Annotated in this window: 17 protein-coding genes; 7 read left to right on the top strand and 10 right to left on the bottom strand. The window is 61.2% G+C overall.

Features of this window, described 5'->3' with window-relative positions; genetic code table 11:
* Positions 1-16 precede the first annotated feature (16 nt).
* Positions 17-640, top strand: coding sequence for a LysE/ArgO family amino acid transporter (locus DLM_RS09410; protein WP_089083533.1), 624 nt, complete (start codon positions 17-19; stop codon positions 638-640).
* A gap of 69 nt (positions 641-709) precedes the next feature.
* Here the strand turns inward: DLM_RS09410 and prmB are convergent, their stop codons facing one another.
* The 6 genes from prmB to DLM_RS09380 all read right to left on the bottom strand — a co-directional run bounded on the left by prmB (position 710) and on the right by DLM_RS09380 (position 8,424).
* A complete protein-coding gene (gene prmB / locus DLM_RS09405) occupies positions 710-1,630 on the bottom strand; it encodes a 50S ribosomal protein L3 N(5)-glutamine methyltransferase (RefSeq protein WP_045846985.1) in 921 nt (306 codons plus the stop codon).
* Between the two features lie 194 nt (positions 1,631-1,824).
* The gene (locus DLM_RS09400; RefSeq protein WP_089083316.1) at positions 1,825-3,201 is read right to left on the bottom strand and encodes a phosphomannomutase/phosphoglucomutase; all 1,377 of its coding nucleotides are present in this window, start codon (positions 3,199-3,201) and stop codon (positions 1,825-1,827) included.
* Positions 3,202-3,283: 82 nt separating this feature from the next.
* Complete coding sequence (gene trpD / locus DLM_RS09395; RefSeq protein ID WP_089083317.1) at positions 3,284-4,312, bottom strand: anthranilate phosphoribosyltransferase; 1,029 nt, start codon at positions 4,310-4,312, stop codon at positions 3,284-3,286.
* A 90-nt stretch (positions 4,313-4,402) separates the two neighbouring features.
* Positions 4,403-4,972 (bottom strand): aminodeoxychorismate/anthranilate synthase component II, encoded by a 570-nt coding sequence (locus DLM_RS09390; RefSeq protein ID WP_089083318.1) that lies wholly within the window; start codon positions 4,970-4,972, stop codon positions 4,403-4,405.
* Positions 4,973-5,395: 423 nt separating this feature from the next.
* Positions 5,396-6,025, bottom strand: coding sequence for a response regulator transcription factor (locus DLM_RS09385; protein WP_089083319.1), 630 nt, complete (start codon positions 6,023-6,025; stop codon positions 5,396-5,398).
* Positions 6,022-8,424 (bottom strand): PAS domain-containing sensor histidine kinase, encoded by a 2,403-nt coding sequence (locus tag DLM_RS09380; protein ID WP_197715546.1) that lies wholly within the window; start codon positions 8,422-8,424, stop codon positions 6,022-6,024. The genes DLM_RS09385 and DLM_RS09380 overlap by 4 nt, the downstream gene beginning before the upstream one ends.
* 239 nt (positions 8,425-8,663) lie before the next feature.
* Here DLM_RS09380 and DLM_RS09375 point away from each other — a divergent pair, with 239 nt between their 5' ends.
* Genes DLM_RS09375 through DLM_RS09365 form a run of 3 tightly spaced genes read left to right on the top strand, consistent with a single transcriptional unit; the run spans position 8,664 to position 13,229 of the window.
* Positions 8,664-9,884 (top strand): efflux RND transporter periplasmic adaptor subunit, encoded by a 1,221-nt coding sequence (locus DLM_RS09375; protein WP_089083320.1) that lies wholly within the window; start codon positions 8,664-8,666, stop codon positions 9,882-9,884.
* Between the two features lie 9 nt (positions 9,885-9,893).
* Positions 9,894-11,837: a MacB family efflux pump subunit gene (locus DLM_RS09370; protein WP_231960225.1), complete on the top strand. Its 1,944-nt coding sequence runs from the start codon at positions 9,894-9,896 to the stop codon at positions 11,835-11,837.
* An 18-nt stretch (positions 11,838-11,855) separates the two neighbouring features.
* Complete coding sequence (locus DLM_RS09365; RefSeq protein WP_089083322.1) at positions 11,856-13,229, top strand: efflux transporter outer membrane subunit; 1,374 nt, start codon at positions 11,856-11,858, stop codon at positions 13,227-13,229.
* Between the two features lie 163 nt (positions 13,230-13,392).
* Here DLM_RS09365 and DLM_RS09360 read toward each other — a convergent pair whose 3' ends face one another.
* Genes DLM_RS09360 through DLM_RS09350 form a run of 3 tightly spaced genes read right to left on the bottom strand, consistent with a single transcriptional unit; the run spans position 13,393 to position 17,563 of the window.
* Positions 13,393-14,931, bottom strand: a complete 1,539-nt coding sequence (locus tag DLM_RS09360; protein WP_089083323.1) for a DHA2 family efflux MFS transporter permease subunit — start codon at positions 14,929-14,931, stop codon at positions 13,393-13,395.
* Between the two features lie 6 nt (positions 14,932-14,937).
* On the bottom strand, positions 14,938-16,086 hold the full coding sequence (locus DLM_RS09355) for an HlyD family efflux transporter periplasmic adaptor subunit (RefSeq protein WP_089083324.1): 1,149 nt from the start codon (positions 16,084-16,086) through the stop codon (positions 14,938-14,940).
* Between the two features lie 37 nt (positions 16,087-16,123).
* Complete coding sequence (locus tag DLM_RS09350) at positions 16,124-17,563, bottom strand: efflux transporter outer membrane subunit (RefSeq protein WP_089083325.1); 1,440 nt, start codon at positions 17,561-17,563, stop codon at positions 16,124-16,126.
* A 103-nt stretch (positions 17,564-17,666) separates the two neighbouring features.
* Here DLM_RS09350 and DLM_RS09345 point away from each other — a divergent pair, with 103 nt between their 5' ends.
* On the top strand, positions 17,667-18,266 hold the full coding sequence (locus DLM_RS09345; RefSeq protein ID WP_089083326.1) for a TetR/AcrR family transcriptional regulator: 600 nt from the start codon (positions 17,667-17,669) through the stop codon (positions 18,264-18,266).
* Positions 18,267-18,457: 191 nt separating this feature from the next.
* On the opposite strand, the gene DLM_RS09340 is transcribed toward DLM_RS09345, so the two are convergent.
* On the bottom strand, positions 18,458-19,105 hold the full coding sequence (locus DLM_RS09340) for a GntR family transcriptional regulator (protein WP_089083327.1): 648 nt from the start codon (positions 19,103-19,105) through the stop codon (positions 18,458-18,460).
* A gap of 226 nt (positions 19,106-19,331) precedes the next feature.
* Here DLM_RS09340 and DLM_RS09335 point away from each other — a divergent pair, with 226 nt between their 5' ends.
* Both DLM_RS09335 and DLM_RS09330 read left to right on the top strand, forming a co-directional pair.
* Complete coding sequence (locus DLM_RS09335; RefSeq protein ID WP_089083328.1) at positions 19,332-20,669, top strand: glutamine synthetase family protein; 1,338 nt, start codon at positions 19,332-19,334, stop codon at positions 20,667-20,669.
* A gap of 48 nt (positions 20,670-20,717) precedes the next feature.
* Positions 20,718-22,076: an aspartate aminotransferase family protein gene (locus DLM_RS09330; RefSeq protein ID WP_089083329.1), complete on the top strand. Its 1,359-nt coding sequence runs from the start codon at positions 20,718-20,720 to the stop codon at positions 22,074-22,076.
* The last annotated feature ends 14 nt before the right edge of the window (positions 22,077-22,090 follow it).

The raw sequence follows: 22,090 nt of genomic DNA, 5'->3' as shown, positions 1-22,090 counted from the left end.
GTCTGGCGAGAAAATCATGTTCAATCTGAATGTTTATCTGGCTGCGCTGGGGCTGTCCACCAGCCAGATCGTGGGTATCGGCCCACAAAATGCCTTCATCATCCGGCAGGGCATTGGTCGCAGCCATATTCTGCCCATCGTGCTGATCTGCATTGTGGCGGATGTGCTGCTCATTAGCTGTGGTGTGCTGGGCATGGGCAGGATCATCGGTGCCATTCCCGGTTTTGTGCAGACCGTGGCCTGGCTGGGCGCGGCTTTCTTGTTGTGGTTGGGGTTCAAATCCTTCCGGGCCGCGCTGCATCCGGGGGCGTTGCAGCTGGATGGCTCGGTGGAGCGGGACAGGAAAAAGGCGATTCGCACCATCTTGCTGGTGACGCTGCTCAATCCCTATGTCTGGCTGGATACCGTCATCCTGATTGGCAGCGTGGCTTCGGTATATGGCAGCCATGCCGCCCCCTCATTCATTCTGGGCAGCATCACGGCATCGGTGTGCTGGTTTGTCGGCATCGGCTTTTTTGCTGGCAAGCTGGCACCGCTGTTTCAGCAGGAGCGTAGCTGGCGCATCCTGGATTGCGCCATCGGCCTGATCATGTTGTTTACCAGCAGCCTGCTGGTCTGGAATTACGGCTTCACGCCTTGAGCAAGCGTGTGGGCAAGGGGGAATGCAAAAAAGCCGGACTATGTCCGGCTTTTTTGGTTGGGTGCTGGCTTATTCTGCGGCAGCGTCCAGCTCCAGGCCCTTGATCAGGTCGTCGCGAGTCAGCAGGAAGACAAAGCCATCGCCGCTGGCGGTTTCCATCCACATGAAGGGCAGGTTGGGGAAGCACTCTTCCAGCATGTCACGGTTATGGCCGATTTCCACCAGCAGTACACCATGCTCGGTCAGCAGGTCCGGCGCGCGGCGCAGGATTTCGCGCGTGGCGTCCAGGCCGTCTTCACCCGAACCCAGGGCAATTTCCGGCTCGTGCAGGTATTCCTGCGGCAGCGCGTCCACCGACTCGGCATCCACATACGGCGGGTTGGCGATGATCAGGTCGTAGGGCTCTTCCAGGCCTTCGCACAGATCGCTGTGAATCAGCTGGATCTGGTCTTCCAGGCCATAGTTCTGCACATTGATGGCCGCTACTTCCAGCGCATCCAGCGAAATGTCCACGGCGTCGATTTCGGCGTCCGGGTAATGGTGTGCCAGTTGAATGGCCAGGCAGCCAGAGCCAGTACACAAATCCAGCGCGCGGTGTACCAGTTCGGGATGTTCGATCCACGGTTGCAGCGGCTCACCCAGCAGTTCGTAGATGAAGGAGCGCGGCACCAGCACGCGTTCATCCACATAGAAGCTGAACTCACCCTGCCAGGCTTCGTGGGTGAGATAGGCCACCGGCACTTTTTCTTCGGCCCGGCGTTCAATCAGGTCCACCACGTCCTTCACCTCGGTCGGCAGCAGGCGGGCATCCAGATAGGGTTCCAGCCGGTCGATCGGCAGCTTCAGCGTGGTGAGGATGAGGTAGGCAGCTTCGTCGTGGGCATTGTCGGTGCCGTGGCCATAGGTGAGGCCGGCCTGGTTGAAACGCGACACCGCAAAACGCAGCAGATCGCGTACGGTGCTAAAGCTGCTGGCAGCCTGTGCGTACATGCTTGTCCTTTCTGGACAGGGAGGAGTTTCGCCCCGTCGATAATGACAAGGGACATGGCTTGCATGTCCCTTGTGGTCTGGTTCGGTCGCCATTATAGCCAAGCGACCAGCGCTGCACTATATCCGTGAAGAGCCGTGACGGGTGGATGGCGGCGGTAGCTGGCCTTGCGCCACCATCACGCCATCATTGCGCATCAGAACGGCAGCGCTGCATCGGTGGCGGCAGACAGCACGCGGCGGAAGTCGGCCTTGATGCGTTCCAGGGCCTCGGCATTGTCGGCTTCAAAACGCAGCACGATTACCGGCGTGGTATTGGACGCGCGCGCCAGGCCAAAACCGTCGGCGTACTCGACGCGCAGGCCATCCAGTGTATTCACTTCGTCAGCACCCTCGAACTTGGCAGATTTCTGCAGTTTGGCGATCAGTGCATGGTTTTCGCCCTCGGCCTTCATCTTGAGGTTGAGTTCCGGGGTGGAGATGGCGTTGGGCAGCGCATTGAGCACGGCGCTGGGGTCTTCCACGCGCGACAGCACTTCCAGCAGGCGCACGCCGGCGTACATGCCGTCATCAAAACCGTACCAGCGTTCCTTGAAGAACACGTGGCCGCTCATTTCACCGGCCAGCAGGGCGCCGGTTTCCTTGATCTTGGCCTTGATGAAGCTGTGGCCGGTACGGGCCATCACCGGCTCGCCGCCATTTTCCAGAATCCACGGCTTGAGCAGACGGGTGGATTTGACGTCGTAGATGATCTTGGCTTTGGGGTTGCGTTCCAGCACATCGGCAGCAAACAGCATCAGCTGACGGTCCGGCCAGATGATGTTGCCATCCTTGGTGACTACACCCAGGCGGTCGCCGTCGCCATCAAACGCCAGGCCCAGTTCGGAGTCGGTCTTGGCCAGCGCTTCAATGACGTCCTGCAGGTTTTCCGGTTTGGCCGGGTCCGGATGGTGGTTGGGGAAGCTGCCATCCACTTCGCAGAACAGCTCGCGTACGCGGCAGCCCAGGCGGCGGAACAACACCGGAGCAAAGGCACCGGCCACACCGTTACCGCAATCCACCACGATATTCATATTGCGTTCCAGCTTTACATCGCTGGTGATGCGGTCCAGATAGGCTTCCACGATGTCATGGGTGCGATAGCCGCCTTCACCCTGGCTCAGATCCTTGTCCTTGATGCGCTGGTACAGGCGCTGGATGTCGTCACCGGCCAGCGTGTCGCCGGCCAGCATCATCTTGAAACCATTGTAATCCGGCGGGTTGTGGCTGCCGGTCACCATCACGCCGGACAGAGTGCCCAGTTCGTACGCGGCAAAGTACAGCATGGGCGTGGCTACGCGGCCCACATCAATCACATCCACGCCAGCGGCGCGAATACCGCTGGCCAGCGCATCGCTCAGGTCCGGGCCGGACAGGCGGCCATCACGGCCAACCACGATGGCTTTTACCTTGCGGGCTTGTGCTTCGGAACCGATGGCATGGCCGATTTGGCGGGCCACATCCGCAGTCAGGGTTTTACCGACAATGCCACGGATATCGTAGGCCTTGAAGATGTCTTTGGATGGTGTGCTCATGATGGTAGGCAAAATCTCGTAAACAATAATCAGTAAAACCGGCCGTCAGGCAATGACGGCCGCGAAAAGAAAAGTATAAGGCTCAGGCGGCCAGGGACTGGCTGAGTTCGATCAACTGGTCCAGTTTTTGCCGTGCCTTGCCTTCGGCCAGCACCTGACGGGCAAGGGCAATCCCTTCCGGCAGCGTGCCGCAAAGGTCGGCAGTATAGATGGCCGCACCGGCATTGAGTACCACGATGTCGTGGGCCGGGCCGGGTTGGTTATCCAGCACCGACAGCAGGATGTCGCGCGAGGCGCTGGCGCTGCTGGCCTGGATGTCCTTGAGTTCGAAGAAGCTAAAGCCCAGCTCGCGCGGGTCCAGCAGGTATTCTTCGATCTGGCCGTGCTTCAGTTCGGCCACCATGGTGCGGTCGCTGAGGGTGATTTCATCCAGCCCGTCCAGGCCATGTACGATCATCACGTGCTGGCTGCCCAGTTGCTTGAGTACCCGCGACTGGATGCCTACCAGGTCGGGATGGAAGACGCCCATGATCTGGTGATCGGCATTGGCCGGGTTGGTCAACGGCCCCAGGATGTTGAAAATGGTGCGCGCGCCCAGTTCCTTGCGAATGGGTGCCACATGCTTCATCGCGCTGTGGTGATTGGGGGCGAACATGAAGCCGACCCCGATTTGGTCGATGCAGCGGCCAACCTGCTCTGGGGTCAGGTTCAGATTCACGCCCAGCAGTTCCAGTACATCGGCGCTGCCGGAGCTGGACGATACCGAGCGTCCGCCATGCTTGGCCACCCGTGCGCCGGCGGCAGCCACCACGAAGGCTGCGGTGGTGGAAATATTGAAGGTATGGCTTTTATCCCCACCGGTGCCGCAGGTGTCGATCAGGTGTTCACGCTGTTTTACCGGTACCGGCGTGGCAAATTCGCGCATCACGGTGGCGGCGGCGGCAATCTCGGAAACACTTTCCACCTTGGTGCGCAGGCCAATCAGGATGGCAGCCGTCTGGGCCGGCGTCAGTTCACCGCGCATGATCTGGCGCATCAGGTCCAGCATTTCGTCAAAAAACAGTTCGTTGCCGTCAATCAGCCGGTTCAGTGCGGCTTGTGGGGTAAGCATGTCGGGGTCCTTGAATCTCGGGTACATTGCCGCCTGCTGCGGTGCGCTACCAGCAAAAACCTGCCGCAGGGGCAGGGTGTTTGCACAGGGTCAGGCAAATTCCTTGAGGAAGTTATCCAGCATGTGATGGCCATGCTGGGTGAGGATGGATTCCGGGTGGAACTGCACGCCCTCGATGGGCAGGGTTTTGTGGCGCACACCCATGATTTCGCCGTCATCAGTCCAGGCGGTGATTTCCAGGCAGTCCGGCAGTGTTTCACGCTCGATCACCAGCGAGTGATAACGGGTGCAGCTAACCGGATTGGGCAGGTCACGGAACATGCCGACATTATGATGGTGTACCGGTGACACCTTGCCATGCATCAGTTGCTTGGCGTGGATGATCTTGCCGCCAAAGGCCTGGCCAATGCCCTGATGCCCAAGACAAACCCCCATGATGGGCAGCTTGCCGGCAAAGTGCTTGATGGCGGCTACCGAAATGCCCGCCTCGTTAGGGGTGCAGGGGCCGGGGGAGATCACCAGATATTTAGGCTGTAGCGCCTCGATCTGGGCGATGGAAATTTCATCGTTGCGGAATACTTGTACTTCCTGCTGCAACTCGCCGAAATACTGCACCAGATTGTAGGTAAACGAGTCGTAGTTATCGATCATGAGTAACATATTCAGCTTAACACCTTGTATTCGTTGACTTTTTCTGTCGATATTGCAGGCCGTTACTCACATCATGACTCATATGGCTGTTTGATGGACCTGCTTGTCATGTGAGGTCGGTTTCTTCTGGCCGGCGGGATGAGCATCCGTTCTTAACCGGGGCCGGGAAATTTTGCCCCTAATCTTACGGTAGATGGTGCGCTTGTGCCAGCCGCGCAGTCCCACGATTATCTTGCTGTGCTGTGGTTTTCCCGTGCCTGGGGCCGACGATGGGCGGATGGTTTTTGCGGCAGCGCTCTGTGCGGGGAGGGGCAATGCCGTGAGCGCTGGTAGCCCGGATTGGCCGCCGTCCTGGCCGTGTTCTGCCCGCCGGTGCCGGATATTGTCACATTCGGATGGCCGCGTTTGGCGGTGATTCTTGTTGGCCCGCGCTCAGATCAGCTTGTGCTCGATGGCATAGCGCACCATGTCCGCCACCGAGTGTGCTTGCAGCTTTTGCATCAGCCGCACCTTGTGGGTGCTGACGGTTTTGGAGCTGATATTCAGTTGCTGGGCGATTTCGTTGACATTGGTACCGTGTACCAGGCGTTCGAATACCTGGTATTCCCGTTCGGACAGTTGAGTGTGGGCCGGACGTGAATCGGTGAGACCTACCTCGAACACCATGCGGTCGGCCAGTTGCGGGTCGATGTAGCGCCCGCCGCTGGCTACCTTGCGGATGGCGGTCAGCAGCAGGGCCGGGTCGCTGTCCTTGGTGCTGTAGCCGGCGGCACCGGCCTTGAGGGCGCGGGCGGCTATCTGCACTTCGTCGTGCATGGACAGCATCAGGATGGCCGGCGGATTGTCCAGTGCGCGGATGCGCGGAATGGTTTCCAGCCCGTTGGTGCCGGGCATGGAAATGTCCAGCAGCAGCACATCGGCACTGGTCTGGCGCAGTTGCTCCAGCAATTGGGTGCCATTGGTGGCTTCACCCACCACGCTGATGTCTTCGGCCAGCGAGATCAGTTGCTTGATGCCCTCACGGACAATCTTGTGGTCTTCGGCAATGATGACGCGAATCACGCGATTTCCTTTCCTTCTTCTACCGGCAGGCGGATGGTCAGGGTGCAGCCCTGGTCCGGCTGGCTGTCGATATCCAGTTTGCCGCCCAGCAACAGCACCCGTTCGCGGATGCCTACCAGGCCAAAGGAGCGTAGCTGGCGATGGGCTTGCGGGTCGAAACCCTTGCCATCGTCGGCAATGCTCAGGGTGATGATGTCCTGCTGGCAGGTCAGCCCCACGCTGACCGTGCTGGCTTCGGCGTGGCGCAATACATTGGTGAGCGCTTCTTGCAGGATGCGGAACACGCCAATGGCGCGCGCGTCGCTCAGCGCGATGGGGCTGTCCGGCACCGACACCAGGCAGGGAATGCCGCTGCGTTTTTCAAAGCGCCGCGCCTGCCATTCGATGGCCGAACCGATGCCGGCGTCCAGCACCGGCGGGCGCAGTGCGGTGGCGACGTCGCGCACGATCTGGAAGGTCTGCTCGATCAGCTTTTTCATGGCTTGCAGGCGTTCGGCCAGCTTGCTGTCGCTCTGACCGAAGCTCAGTTCGCACATCGAGGTTTCCAGCCGCAATACGGTGAGAATCTGGCCCAGCTCATCATGGACTTCGCGGGCGATACGGGCTTTTTCTTCCTCCCGCACCGATTCCAGGTGGGCGGACAGGCTGCGCAGCAAACCACGCGATTCGGCCAATTGCAATTCATTGTGCTTGTTGGCCGAGATGTCCCATACGATGCCATCCCATACTACATGGCCATCGTCAAAACAGCGCACGGCTGCCTTGATGTCCACCCAACGCATGTCGCCGCCTTGATGGCGCATGCGGCCCTGCCAGGCCAGGTTGCGGTTGTTGTTGGCTGCGTCTTGCCAGGCCTGTAGGTAGCTGGCGCGGTCTGCATCGGCCACCACGTCCTGCCAGCCTTCCGGCATGCCTACCAGATCCAGCGGGCTATAGCCCAGCATGGTCTGGCTGGCGTCGCTGACAAAGGCCAGCCGTACCGGGTGCTGTGCTGCCGGTCGCTCCAGCCGGAATACCATGCCCGGCACATTGCTGGCCATGCCCTTGAAGCGGGCTTCGCTTTCTTCCAGTGCAGCACGGGCTTTCTGGTGCTCGGTGATGTCGTTCAGGTAAACCACCAGGTATTCGGTGCGGCCAAACTTGAGAAAGCTCAGGGTGACGCCCACCGGCAGATACTGTCCGTCCGCTTTCAGGCAGCGTGTTTCAAAGCTGCTCAGGGTCTTGCTGTTGCGCAACTGGTTCCACAGGTCCAGCCAACTGCTGTTGTCCAGCGAGGGCTGCACTTCCGGCAAGGACAGTTGCAGTAACTGGTCGGCCGGGAAGCCCAGCATGCTTTCCACGGCACGATTGGCATACTGGATGCGGCCATCCCAGTTGACCCACAGAATGCCCACGGTGCTGTTGTCGATGGAAAACTGGGTAAGGCGTAGTGATTCTTCTGCCTGGTCGCGGGCTTCCAGCTCCAGTCTGGCCGCCAGCAGGCGCTTTTCGGCCCAGCGGCGCTGACGGCGCTGATGGCCGAACAGGCCGGCCAGCAGCAGGGTGGAAAGCAGCAAAGCCAGTGTCATGCGGTGCCAGAAACCCAGCGAGTCGATCAGCCGCGGGTAGCTGGGCAGCATCCAGCGCGCATACAGTTGTTCCATGCGGATGCCGGGGATGTCTTGCAATTGGCGATCCAGCACGGCAGGCAGTTCCGGCCAGTCGCGCCGTACCGCAATGCGCAGCAGGTGGGTGTAGCCCAGATCACCCACTACCGCCAGGCGGGAGAACTCCGGCTCTTTGAGCAGGGTGGCCAACTGGGCTTCGTCGACAATGGCGTATTCGGCATATTGCTGTTGCACGGTTTGCAGGGCGGCGCGGTCGTTGGCCACCTCCACCCGCGGCAACTCGGGATAATTGCGCCGCACAAAGCGCAGTGCATCGCTCTTGCCGTCCAGTGCCAGCCGTTCGCTTAGTGATAGCCGGTCCAGGTCCACCGCATTGCCGCTGCCGTCAGGGAAGCCGACAATCTTGTGCGGCACCCGCAAGTAGGGCTGGGAGAACAGCCAGTGATGCAGGCTGGCCGGGGTTTGCAGCATGCCGGGCGAGATATCCACTTCGCCGTTTTCCACCGCCTGATCCAGTGCCTGCTGGTTGTTGAAGGTGCGCCAGGACAGGGTGACATCCATTTTGCCGGCCAGCAGGGCCATGACCTCCACGTCGGCACCTTCCAGCAAATGGCTGCGCGGATTGAGCTGGGCATAGGGGGCTTGCAGCACCACGCCTACCCGCCAGTGGCGGTGTGCGGCCAGCCAGTTGTGGGGGGCGGGATTGGCCGCCATGGTCAGCGTGCAGAACAGGCTTGCCAGCAGGGCTGTCAGCGCAAAAAACAGATATCGGTGGCGAGGAGCCGGCTGCATGTGAAGCCTGTAAGCGTGGTGGTTTGGAAGCATGTCAGCCGCTAACAGCAACGGGATGGCATGGCTGCGGCATACTTTACCCTGTAGTACGGATTTTGCCAAAACAGTGGCAAGAAGTTTCCCGCCTTCCCGCCAAGTGCGTTTACATGAATTCACAATAATTTACCTTGCATTAACCGCAATGGCCGGGCCCAGGCGCAATACTTCAGCATTAAAACAGAAACAGTCCCCACGCCTTCATGCCCCGCTTTATTTCCCTGCACCGCCGCAGCCTGCTGGTAGCTGCCGTATTGCTGCTGGCCGTTGCCGTATATCTGCTGTATCCGCGTCCGCCAGCCAGTCACTATCTGACCGCCACCGTCAGCCCGATGAATCTGGAAGATACCGTACTGGCCACCGGCACCATCAAGGCCCTGCGCGAAGTCAGCGTGGGTGCGCAGGTGTCCGGCCAGGTGAAGTCGCTCAAGGTGAGGTTGGGCCAGAGTGTGAAGAAGGGTGAGCTGCTGGCGGAAATCGACCCGCGCACCCAGGAGAATTCGCTGGAAGATGCCCAGGCCTCGGTCAGCAGCTATCAGTCACAGCTCAAATCCAAGCTGGCGGCCTTGCTGAAGGCCAAGCAGGATTTTGCCCGCCAGCAGCAGATGCTGGGTCAGCAGGCCACCTCGCAGGAAAGCTATGACAGCGCCAAGGCTGCGCTGGATGGTGCCGATGCCGACGCCCAGCAACTGCAGGCGCAGTTGCAGCAGGCCCGCATCAGCCTGAAAACCGCCCAGCTTAATCTGGGCTATACCCGCATCCTCGCCCCGATTGACGGGGTGGTGGTGGCCTTGCCGGTGGAAGAGGGCCAGACGGTGAATGCCAGCCAGTCCACTCCCACCATCGTCAAACTGGCGCAACTGGACACCGTGACGGTAAAGGCAGAAATATCCGAGGGTGATGTGGTCAAGGTCAAGCCCGGTCTGCCGGTGTACTTCACCATCCTGGGCGAGCCGGATCGGCGCTATCAGGCCAGCCTGCGCTCCATTGATCCTGCGCCGCAGTCCTATAGCGACTCCAGCGACAGCACCAGTACCAGCAGCACGTCCACCAGCTCCAGCTCCAGCAGTTCTTCATCCACCGCCATCTACTACTATGGCCTGTTCGATGTGCCCAATCCGCAGCATAAGCTGCGCATCAATATGACGGCGCAGGTTACGGTGGTGCTCAGCCAGGTGAAGGGTGTGCTGGCGATTCCGGCCAATGCACTGGGTGTGGCGGGCAAGGATGGCCGCTACGCGGTACGGGTGTTGCAGGCGGACGGCCAGATCCAGCCGCGCCAGGTGAAGATCGGCCTGAACAATAATGTGCATGCCCAGGTGTTGTCCGGGCTGCGCGCTGGCGAACAGGTGGTGCTGGGCGAAGCCAGTGCCAGCACCAGCAGCAGTAGTGGTCATAACGGCCCGCCGCCGATGGGGATGTAAGCGATGAGCATTCCCTTGCTGGAACTATCCGGCGTGTGTCGTGACTTTGCCGCCGGTGAAGACACGGTCACGGTGCTGGACAACATCAATCTGCAGATTCAGGCAGGCGAGATGGTGGCCATTATCGGGGCGTCCGGGTCTGGTAAGTCCACGCTGATGAATATTCTGGGCTGCCTGGATGCGCCGACGCGCGGCAGCTACCGTGTGGCTGGTCAGGCAGTGGCGGACATGAGCCCGGATCAACTGGCGCAACTGCGCCGTGAGCATTTCGGCTTCATTTTCCAGCGCTATCATCTGCTGGGCGAACTCAATGCCCTGCAAAACGTCGAGTTGCCAGCGGTTTATGCCGGCAGCCCGGCACAAGAGCGTATTGCGCGGGCCGCCAGCCTGCTGGCACGACTGGGCCTGGCCGAGCGTGCCGGCCACAAGCCGGGCCAGTTGTCCGGCGGTCAGCAGCAGCGGGTGAGTATTGCCCGTGCGCTGATGAACGGCGGCAAGGTGATTCTGGCCGACGAACCTACCGGCGCACTGGACAGTGCCAGCGGCCAGCAAGTGATGGCCATCCTGCGCGAGCTGCATGCCGAGGGCCACACCATCATTCTGGTGACGCATGACAGCAAGGTGGCCGAGCATGCCGACCGCATCATCGAAATCGGTGACGGCAAGCTGGTGGCCGATACCCGGCGGGCCGGTTCCATGCCGGTGACTGGGCAGCTTGAGGGTGTTGGCGGGGCGGAGTCCACCGGCTGGCGCATGCTGCGCGAGCACTTTGCCGAGGCATTCGGCATGGCCTGGCGGGCGCTGATGGCACACCGGCTGCGCTCGGCGCTGACCATGCTGGGCATCATCATCGGCATTGCCTCGGTGGTGTCGGTGGTGGCGCTGGGTACCGGCTCCAGCCAGCGCATTCTCAGTGACATCAGCTCATTGGGCACCAATACCATCAATATCTATCCCGGCAAGCATTTTGGCGACCGCAAGGCCGATGCCATCCACACGCTGACCCCGCGCGATGCCGCGGTGCTGGCCGAGCAGCCCTTTGTCGACAGCGTCACCCCGGAAGTCAGCGACAGCGTGACCCTGCGCTACCGCAATGTGGCGGTCACTGCGCAGGTGAAGGGCGTGGGTGAGCAGTATTTCCGCGTGCGCGGCGTATCCATGGCGCAAGGGCGTGCCTTTGATGCCAGCGCCGTCAGTCAGCAGGCGCAGCAGGTGGTGATAGACGAAAACAGCCGCAAGGCCCTGTTTGCCGACGGCGACGACCCCATCGGCAAAGTCATCCTGCTGGGCAAGCTGCCCTGCCGGGTGGTGGCGGTGACGCAAACCCAGAAAAGCGCTTTCGGTACCGACGAAAACCTCAATCTCTGGCTGCCCTACAGCACGGTGATGTACCGCATGCTGGGGCAGGATTACCTCAAAGCGGTAACGGTAAGGGTGAGCGACAATGTGTCCACCGCCGCTGCCGAACAAAGCCTGGTGGCCTTGATGACACGTCGGCACGGCACGCAGGACTTTTTCGTGATGAATACCGACAGCATTCGCCAGACCATAGCCAGCACTACCGCCACCATGACGCTGCTGGTATCGATGATTGCGGTGATTTCGCTGGTGGTGGGCGGCATTGGCGTGATGAACATCATGCTGGTATCGGTGAGTGAGCGTACCCGCGAAATTGGCGTGTGCATGGCGGTGGGTGCGCGCCAGCGCGACATCATGCAGCAGTTTCTGATTGAAGCCGTGCTGGTATGCCTGCTGGGCGGTGCGCTGGGCGTGGCCTTGTCGCTGGGCCTGGGGGTGCTGGTGGCCCGCCTGGCCAGCTTCAACATGGTTTACTCGCTCACCTCCATTGTGGCGGCCTTTGCCTGCTCCACCCTGGTGGGGGTGTTGTTCGGCTATCTGCCGGCACGCAATGCCGCGCGGCTGGACCCGGTGGTGGCCTTGTCCCGTGAATGAGCACAGCTTGAGAACAGAATGAAAGTATTAAACCCCATCCTGCTGGCTAGCTTGCTGCTGGCCGGCTGTGCCAGCATCACCGCCACGCCGTATCAGACACCGGCGCTTGCGCTGCCCGCACAATGGCAAGCCAGCCAGCAAGCGGTGGCCAATTCCGCTGTGGCGGGGGCCTGGTGGCAGCAGTTTGGCGATGCCGAACTGGATGCCCTGATCAAACAGGTGCTGGAACGCAATAACGATCTGGCCGCCGCCGCCATCAAGGTGCGCCAGGCCATGCTGCAGGCAGACTTGGCCGATACCGATCTGGCGCCGACGCCCTCGTTCAGCCAATCGAGCACGGCCAACCGGCGCGTGGGTGGCGATGCCGTCAGCAGCCAGAGCCATTCGGCCAGCTTGTCGGTCAGTTATGAACTGGACTTGTGGGGCAAGCTGGCGCACCAGAGCGATGCCAAGGCCTGGGAGGCGCGCGCCACGGTGCAGGACATGGAAAGCAGCCGCCTCAGCCTGATCGGCAGCACCATCAAGCTGTACTGGAAGCAAGCCTGGCTGCGTGAGCGGCTGGCCCTGGGTCAGGCCAGTGTCGATTACCAGCAACAGGCGCTGCGGCTGGTGCTGGCCAAGCAGCAGGCCGGTGCCGCCGCCGAGCTGGACGTGCTGACGGTAAGGCAAAGCCTGGCCAGCCAGCAAGCCAGCCTGCACGACTACCAGCAGCAATTGGCCGAAACGCAGAATGCCCTGGCCATCTTGCTGGATGGACCGCCCAAGGGCGATGTCGCCTGGCGTGCCAGCCTGCCTGCCGCAGACTTGCCGGATGTGCCTGCCGGTTTGCCAGTGGCGCTGCTGGCGCGTCGGCCAGATTTGCGCGCGGCCGAACTGCGCCTGCGCGAAACACTGGCAACTGGTGATGCCACCCGTGCCTCGTACTATCCTGATTTTTCCCTGACCGGCAGCCTGGGCAGCAGCAGTAGCCGGCTGGCGCAGGTATTGAGCAATCCGCTGGCCACGCTGGGCAGCGGCATCACCTTGCCATTCCTGCAGTGGCGGCAGATGAAGCTGAATAACAGCATCAGCGATGCTGACTACCAGTTGGCGGTGGTGAACTTCCGCCAGACTTTGTATTCCGCACTGGCTGATGTGGAAAATGCGCTCTCTGCCCGCAGCCAGTACCAGCAGCAGGGTGCGCGGCTAACGCAATCCGCCTTGTTGGCACAGCGGGCGGAACACCTTTACCGGCTGCGCTACCAGGCTGGTGCCGCACCGCTGAAGGACTGGCTGGATGCGCAAGAAACGCGCCGTACCGCCGAGGTAAGCCTGCTGGAAAACCGTTACAACCGGCTGGTGAATCAGGTGACGCTGTATCAGGCGCTGGGTGGCGAGGCCAGCGCGCAGTAAGCGCGGCTGACAAAAGCCGCGCCGCCTGGCGGTAGCGTGGCACGGCCAGTATCGGCGTGCTTTGTCTGGGAAGGTGCGGCTAGTTTCTGGCGGCGCCAGGCCATAGTGCGAAACATAAACAGCCCGGTGCATGCACCGGGCTGTTTGCTGAGACTGGCGATGCTCAGTGTGCCTGACTGGTATCCGCCACGCGGGTAGGGCGGGGAGCCAGCCAGATGGCGCAGGCCGCCACGACGAAAGATATGCCGGTCAGCCAGAAAATCTGGTTGGTGGACAGCATGATGCTTTGCGACTGCAATAGCTGGTTGAGCTGGTTGCTGGCCGCATCCAGGCTCATTCCGCTCTCCTGCAGGCTGCGCAGGGTAGTGCCGCCGGGGTCGATGCTGCCTACCAGGTCGGCATGGTTGTAGCTGGCCTTGTCTTCCCAGGCGGTGGTCACCAGCGAAGTGGCAAAGGCACCGGATAAGGTCCGCATGAAGCTCATCAAGCCTGCGGCCGAGGCCATTTCCTCCGGCTCCACGCTGGCCATGGCGAGGCCAGTGAGCGGCACAAAGAAGAAAGGCATGCCCACGCCCTGGAACAGCAGCGGCAAGGCTACTTGCCAGAAGCCCATGTCGGTGGTGGAAAAGCTGCGGTACAGGGTGACGCCACCCAGCCACATCACCCCCATGAACACCAAGGGGCGAGGATCGACACGGGTGGAAAGCTGTGCCACCAGCGGTGCCACCAGCACCGCCAGAATGCCGCTCATCGCCGTGGCATGGCCGGCTTCGGTGGCGGTGTAGCCCATATAGCTTTGCAGCCATTGCGGAGTGAGCACCGTTGCGCCAAAGAAAGAGCCGAAAGCCAGCGAGATGGTAAGCACACTGGCCCAGTAGCCGCGGTGCCGGAATACCCGCAGGTTCACCACCGGGTTTTTCTCGGTCAATTCCCAGATCAGGAAGGCGGCAAAGCCGATGACTGCCGTCACGGTGAGCGCCACGATCTCGGCTGAATTGAACCAGTCCAGGTTCTTGCCTTCATCCAGCATGATTTGCAGCGCCGCCACCCACACCACCAGCAGGCCAAGGCCAACGGCATCCACGCGGATGTTCTCGCGCAGGCTTTCCTGGCTTTTCAGCAATTTCCAGCCGGCATAGCCGCACAGCATGGTGATGGGGACGTTGATCCAGAAAATCCACGGCCAGCTCACCTGGTCACACAACACACCGCCCAGAATCGGCCCCATGATGGGCGCAATCAGCGTGGTCATACTCCACAAGCCAATGGCTGCGCCGGTTTTTTCCTTGGGAAAAATCCGCAGCAGCAGGGTTTGCGACATCGGCATCAGCGGCCCGCCGGCCAGGCCCTGCAGCACGCGGAACAGCACCAGCGTTTCCAGCGAACCGGCCATGCCGCACAGCAGGGAAAACACACCGAACAGCACCATGGAGCCGATGAACAGCCGCACCGTGCCCAGCCGTGCCGCCAGCCAGCCGGTGAGCGGCACGGTAATGGCTTCAGCCACGGCATAAGAGGTGATGACATAAGTGCCCTGGCTGGAAGATACCGCCAGGCCACCGGCAATATTGGGCACCGACACATTGGCAATGGTGGTGTCCAGCACGGCGACAAAGTTGGCGGCGGCCAGCACCAGGGCGGCCAGCCACAGGGTGCCGCCTTCCAGTGGCTTGGGTGCAGCAGAAGTTTGGCTGTCAGTCATGATGGCTTACTCGCTGGCAGTATCGATGGTGACTTCCATTGACAGACCCACTTGCAGCGGATGGGCGCGCAGTTCTGCCGGGTCCAGTGCGATGCGTACCGGCAGGCGCTGCACCACCTTGATCCAGTTGCCGGTGGCGTTTTGCGCCGGAATGGTGGCAAAGGCCGCGCCCGAACCGCCCGCCAGACCGGCCACCTTGCCGTGGTAGGTAATGCGGCTGCCGTACAGATCGGCTGTCAGCGTGGCGGGCTGGCCGATACGCACCTTGTCCAGTTGCACTTCCTTGAAGTTGGCATCCACGTGCGCTTGCTGCAGCGGCACCACCGACAGCAACTGGGTGCCGGCCTGCACGCGCTGGCCGGTTTGCACCTGACGCTTGGCCACCACGCCATCCACCGGTGCGCGGATCACGGTGCGGGCCAGGTCCAGGCGGGCCTGGTCACGCTTGGCACGCGCCAGGGCCACTTCCGGGTTGGTGTCCACCGTGGTGTTGACGGTGAGGGTCTGATTGGCCTTGAGCGAGCCTTGCGCGGCGCGGGCATTGGCTTCGGCCTGCTTGGCGGCGGCTTCGGCGGCAGTCAGGTTGGCGCTGGCGGTGCTGAACACGTTTTGTGCATTGCTCAGTTCCTCGCCGGAGACCGAACCGCTCTTGGCCAGTGCCTGGCGGCGTTTGAGATCCAGTTCGGCGCGTTGCAGATCGGCACGGGCGGAAACCAGTTGGGCATTGCTGCGCGCCTGGTCGGCAATGCGGGCCTGAACCTGGGCCTGCAAGCCTTCATCGCTGGCCAGATAGCCTTGCACGCGGCGTTCGGCACGTGCCAGTTCCGCCTCGGCTTGGGCCAGGTTCAGCTTGGCATCATTGTCGTCCAGTCGGGCCAGGATGTCGCCGCGCTTGACTGTCTGGGTATCCACGGCCAGCACCTCACGTACGGTGCCGCTGACTTCGGGGGTGACCTGGGCTACTTCAACCGCGACATAGGCGTTGTCGGTGCTGACGTGGTGTGACGCCACCAGCACCCAGTAACCGCCGGCAGCCAATGCGCTCAGGGCGACGACACCGCCCAGCAGGGTAAACAGTTTCTTGCGCTTGGCCAGGCGCAGGGTGTCGCTGTGCGGTGCGTCGGCGGCGGGGAGGGCTTGGATATTTTCGCTCATGATGATTCTCTCAATATGCTTGTTCGATTGGGCTGGCTCAGGCTTGCTGATAGCCACCGCCCAGTGCCTTGATCAGGTTGACATCCAGCAGGAACAGCCGGGTTTCCAGGCTGGCTGCGCTACGGCGGCTGGTGATGACGTTATCCTCGGCGTTCAGTACGTCCAGATAACTGGCCAGGCCGCCTTGGTAGCGGTTCTGCATCACCTGGTAGGACTCCTCGGCGGTTTTCAGCGCCAGGCGGCGTTGTTCCAGCTGCGGGGTAAGTTCCTTTTCCTGGGCCATGACATCGGCCACATCATGCAGCGCCTGGGTGAGGGTCTGGTTGTAGCTGGCCACGGCGGCATCGTATTCGGCGCGTGCCACGCGGTAGTTGCCCTGCAGTGCGCCGCCCCGGAAAATCGGCAGCGAAATGGCCGGGCCGACGCCGCCGATATCAGAACCGTTCTTGGTCAGATAGCTCAGGCCCAGCGACTGCACACCCAGGTAGGCAGACAGATTCACATTGGGATAGAAGGCGGCGCGGGCTACTTTGATACGGCTGGCAGCGGCTTCGGCACGCAGACGGGCGGCGGCCAGATCGGGCCGGCGGCCCAGCAGATCCGCTTGCAAGGTGGTGGGTAAGCCTTGCGGATGCAGCAGGCTGGCGGCCGGGCGGCGGATGCTCAGGGCGCGGTCCGGGCCGGCCCCCATCAGGGCGGCAATGCTGAGCTTTTGCTGGGCAATGGCTTGGCGCGCCGCGCTCAGATCGGCACTGGCGGCGGCGGCGCGGGACTGTGCCTGGCGCAGGCTGCCCAGCGTTTCCAGTCCATTGTCAAAGCGCTGCTGCAGCAAGGCGGTGCTGTTCTGGCGTACTGTCAGCGCTTGTTCGGCGGCATCCTGTTCGGCAAACAGGCGGGCCAGCTCGGCATAGGCGGCGGCAATCGCGCTGGTCAGGGTCAGGCGGCTTTGGGCTGCTTCGGCCTGGGCGGCGGCAAGCTCCGAGCCGGCGGCGGCAATGGAGGCGCGGTTCTTGCCCCAGAAGTCGAATTCATAGCTGAAATCCAGTTGCACCTTGGCCGAATTGTTATAGCCATGCGGTACGAAGGCAACGGGAAAACCGTTGTTGTAGCTTTGCTTGAGCTTGGTGACCGAGGTGTTCAGATCCAGGGTGGGCAGATCGCTGGCACCTGCCTGTTCGGCTTGGCCCGCCGCCTTGGCCAGGCGCGCCTGTGCGGCGGCCAGGTCTGGCGAGCTGGCCAGGGCTTCCTGCATGATGTCGTCCAGCTGACCATCCTGATAGCTTTGCCACCAGTTGCTGCTCATCCATTGCGCCTGACCGGCGGGGAGGGTTTGCTGGCTTTGCAGTTGCTGCATGTTTTTGCTGCTTGGCTCGGTTCCCAGGTCCGGTATGCTGGCGCAACCAGCCAGAATCAGGCTGCTGAGCAAGGCAAGTTGCAGCCAAGGGCGCGTGGGGCGCATGCTTGATGTGGTGTCCATTTTTTTGACAGGGCCTTTAACTGTACTGTACGGTACAGTTATAATGTGAGACAAAATTGTCGTCAAGTAAAACCGTACAGGCTAGTTCAGTTTTGGAGCAAAAATGCGAACAAAAAGTGAAGAGCGCCGCCAGCTCATGGTGGCAACCGCGGCAGAGTTGTTTCTGCAGCGTGGCTATGAGGCCACCTCGATGGCGGAAATCTGCAGCCGGGTCGGTGGCTCCAAGGCCACTCTGTATGGCTATTTCAGGTCAAAAGAAGAGCTGTTTTTAAGCGTGATGAAAATGCTGGCCGAGGAGCGCATGTTGCAGGCTTACGCGCGGCTGGTGCCGGGCGGTGATATTGCGGCGGCCTTGTGCGCTTTTAGTGAAAACTACCTGCAGGTCATTCTTAGTCCTGATTTGATGGCGATGCGCGGCATCATCGCCGGGGAGCTGGTGCGTGCGGGTGCGGCGCAGCAGTTTTTTGACGCCGGACCGCGACTGGGCTGGCGGCGGGTGGCCGCGTATATGGAGGCGGAGATGCAGGCAGGGCGCTTGCGCCGGGCAGATGGCTGGATTGCTGCCATGCAGCTGCTGTCGCTGGTGCAGGCTGAATATCAGCAGGCCTTCATGATTGGTGTGGTGAGTGAGGAGGATGTGGCGCTGCTAAGCGAGCGTGTTGCGCGTGGTGTTGCGGTATTCATGGCCTGGTATGGCCTGTAGGCATTGGCGGTAAGCCGTTTCCGCCGTGTCGGACGTCATGCGGGGGGCTGTTGGATTCCGCAGCCTTGCTGCTTCAATATTGTTTCCACCTCTACGCATCCCCCTGCACCTGGCTGCTGCTATCCAGAAGCGGTGGCGCATGAAAAAACCGGGCAAGCCCGGTTTTTTCATGGCGGTGGCGCGGCGGCTGCCTAGTTGCACAGGGTTTTCAGGTATTGGCCGGCATTGAACAGGTCGCGCTCGATGGCGCGACGCACGGCGGACGGGTCCTTGCGCTGCAGCGCACGCATCATGTCTTCATGGCAGTCGTTCATGATGCTCCACACGTGCGGGTCCTGATGCAACTGGTTGGAAATCGGGCCGACGTGCAGCCACACGCTTTCAATCAGCGACAGCAGCATGGCAGAGCCGGAGGCGCGGTACAGCGTGATGTGAAAGTCTTCATTCGCGGTCAGATAGCCTTTGACGTCGTGATTGCGAATGGCTTCGCCCATGGTCGCGGTCAGTTCCTCCAGCAGCTTGAAGTCGGCACTGCTCAGATTGCGCGCCCCTTTTTCGGCGGCTTCGCCTTCCAGCAGCATGCGGGTTTGCAGGATGTCGTCAAACTGGGTGCGGCTCAGTTGCGGCACCGTGACGCCGCAATTGGGAATGTTGGCCAGTGCCTTCTCTGCCACCAGGCGCTGCAGAGCGGTACGCACCGGCATTTCTCCTACCTGCATGTCCTGCGCGAGCTGTTTGATCTTGAGGCGTTCACCAGGAAGCCAGCGGCCCAGGGACAGCCATTGGCGCAGGGTGGTGTAGGTTTCGTCCTGTAGGGTGGAGGAAGCGGGAGTCTTCATTGTAGGCGAGTCGTCGGTATTTGAATTTGCCACAAGGATACCATAGCAGGGGTATTGCTGTGATGCTTCACACTTCATGAATTATTTGATCATAAATTGACATGAAATTTTGCCATGACTATGATTGATACCGGCTTCTGTTCCGGTATTTGCATTTTAATTCATTCGGGTTGGTGCGGTGTTGGAATGTTGGCTTCTTTGAACATTTGATCACAAAGGAGAAAACATGCATGAGCATTTGCAGCACTTCATTCGCGAGCACAACATCCATGAGGTGGAGTGCGTCATTCCGGACATGACCGGTGTGGCGCGGGGCAAGATAGTCCCCAAGGATCTGTTCCTGGCGGAAGAGAGCATGAAGATGTCCAAGGCGGTGCTTACCATTACCGTCAATGGTGAGTTTGCCGAGTTTGAACGCTTTGTCGGGGCCAATGATCCGGACATGGTGTGTGTGCCGGACGCCTCTTCCATCCGGCTGGTGCCCTGGGCGATCGAGCCGGTGGCGGTGGTGATACACGATTGCGAGGATTTTGACGGTCAGCCGGTTGGCATTTCCCCGCGCGCGGTATTGCGCAAGGTGCTGGCGCTGTATGCCGCACGTGGCTGGCAGCCGGTGGTGGCGCCGGAGATGGAGTTTTACCTGATCCGCCAGAACAGCAATCCACACGAACCGCTACGTCCGCCCACTGGCCGTGCCGGGCGCTCCGAAGTAGGGCGGCAGTCCTTCTCCATCGATGCCGTCAACGATTTCGACCCCTTCTTCCAGGAGCTGTCCACTTTCTGCCAGCAAGCGCAACTGAATGTGGAAACACTGATTCATGAAGTGGGTGCCTGCCAGATGGAAATCAATTTCACCCATGGCAATGCACTGGAACTGGCCGACCAAGTGTTCCTGTTCAAGCGCGCGGTGCGCGAAACCGCTTACCGTCACAATATCTTTGCCACTTTCATGGCCAAGCCGATGGAAGGCGAGCCTGGCAGTGCCATGCATATCCATCAAAGCATTGTCAGCAGCGCCAGTGGCGAGAATATCTTCTCGGCGGCAGACGGCAGCGCAACTCCCTTGTTCTTCCACCATATTGGCGGCATGCAGAAATACCTGCCCATGGTGATGCCCATGCTGGCACCTTACGTCAATTCCTATCGCCGGCTCAGTCGTCATGCGGCAGCGCCCATCAATGTGCGCTGGGGCTATGACAACCGTACCTGCGGCATCCGCATTCCGCCGTCCGGCCCCGGTGCGCGCCGACTGGAAAACCGGGTGCCGGGCGTGGATGTGAACCCCTATCTGGCCATGGCGGCCACGCTGGCTTGCGGCTACCTGGGCATGGTGCAGGGGCTGACTCCCAGCGAGCCGATGAGCGACAGCGCCTACGACCTGGATTTCGAGCTGCCGCGCAGCCTGGAAGATGCCGTGGCGCTGATGCAGGACTGCCCCGAGCTGTCGGAAATCCTGGGTGAGCAATTTGTGCAAGCCTTCTGCGCGGTGAAGGAGAAGGAATTCGAAACCTTCAATCGCGGGATCACCGCCTGGGAACGCGAACACCTGCAGCTGCACGTATGACATGATGGCGGGCTGCTGTCCGCCCACTACAAGATCAAGGAGAAATGGATGAGCACACGTCACGGCATCAACTGGGACAAGGCGCTGCAACTGCACGCCGCCGAGCGTCAGCGTTTTATCGCGGCACGCCCGCAATCACAGCAACTGTCGGCCCGTGCCGACCAGCACCTGCTGTTTGGCGTGCCACTGCACTGGATGGATGACTGGTCCACCCCCTTCACCCTGTATGTGAAGCAGGCGCAAGGTGCCAGTTTTGAAGATGTGGATGGCAATCGCTACGTCGACTTTTGCCTGGGTGACACCGGTGCCATGTTCGGCCACGGCCCGGCCCCGGTCGCGCGTGCGGTGGCCGCGCAGGCCGCGCGCGGCATCACCACCATGCTGCCGTCGGAAGATGCGGTCTGGGTGGCGACGGAGCTGGCACGGCGCTTTGGCCTGCCGTACTGGCAATTTGCCATGACCGCCACCGATGCCAACCGCTTTGCCCTGCGCTGGGCGCGGGCCGCCACCGGCCGCCAGCAGTTATTGGTATTCAATGGCTGCTACCACGGCACCATTGACGATGTGTTTGTCGACCTGGTGGATGGCAAGCCGGTGCAGCGCGCCAGCCTGCTGGGGCAGGTATACGACCTCAAGCAATACACCCGCGTGGTGGAATTTAACGATCTGGCTGCGCTGGAAGCAGCGTTGCAAGATGGTCAGGTAGCTTGCCTGCTGGCCGAACCTGCCATGACCAATATCGGCATGGTGCTGCCAGAATCGGGCTTCTGGGAGGCAGCACAGGCGCTATGCCGCCGCTACGGCACGCTGTTGATTCTGGATGAAACCCATACCATCAGCACCGGCATGGGCGGCTATACCCGCGCCCACGGCCTGACGCCGGACATGATGGTGCTGGGCAAGCCCATGGGCGGCGGCGTGCCGTGTGCGGTGTATGGTTTTTCCGCGGAAATGGCTCAGCGGGCGCAGCAGGCCAAGCGCGAAGCGGTGCCGGGCCACAGCGGCATCGGCACCACGCTGACCGCCAATATGCTGGCCATGGCGGCAATGCGTGCCAATCTGGCCGAGGTGATGACCGAACAAGCCTATGCCCACATGTTTGCGCTGGCCGAACAATTGGCCGCCGGCTTGCGTGCGGTGATTGCCCGTCATGCGCTGCCCTGGTGCGTGACGCAGGTGGGGGCGCGTACCGAGTTCCAGTTCTGCGCCACCCCGCCGCGCAATGGCAGCGAGGCGGACGCGATTTTGGATAGCGACATGGAGCACATCATCCACCTGTTCCTGCTCAATCGCGGCCTGTTGATCACACCTTTCCACAATATGTTGCTGGTGTGTCCGCAGACCACGGTGGCGGAAGTCGAGCAACTGGTGGCGGCATTCGACAGCTTTGTTCAGCAGGTACTGTAATCCACCCCGCGCAG

Source organism: Aquitalea magnusonii (genome assembly GCF_002217795.2).
Taxonomy (GTDB): domain Bacteria; phylum Pseudomonadota; class Gammaproteobacteria; order Burkholderiales; family Chromobacteriaceae; genus Aquitalea; species Aquitalea magnusonii_B.
Note: the sequence above shows the minus strand (reverse complement) of the source record. Positions and strands in the feature narration are given on the sequence as shown.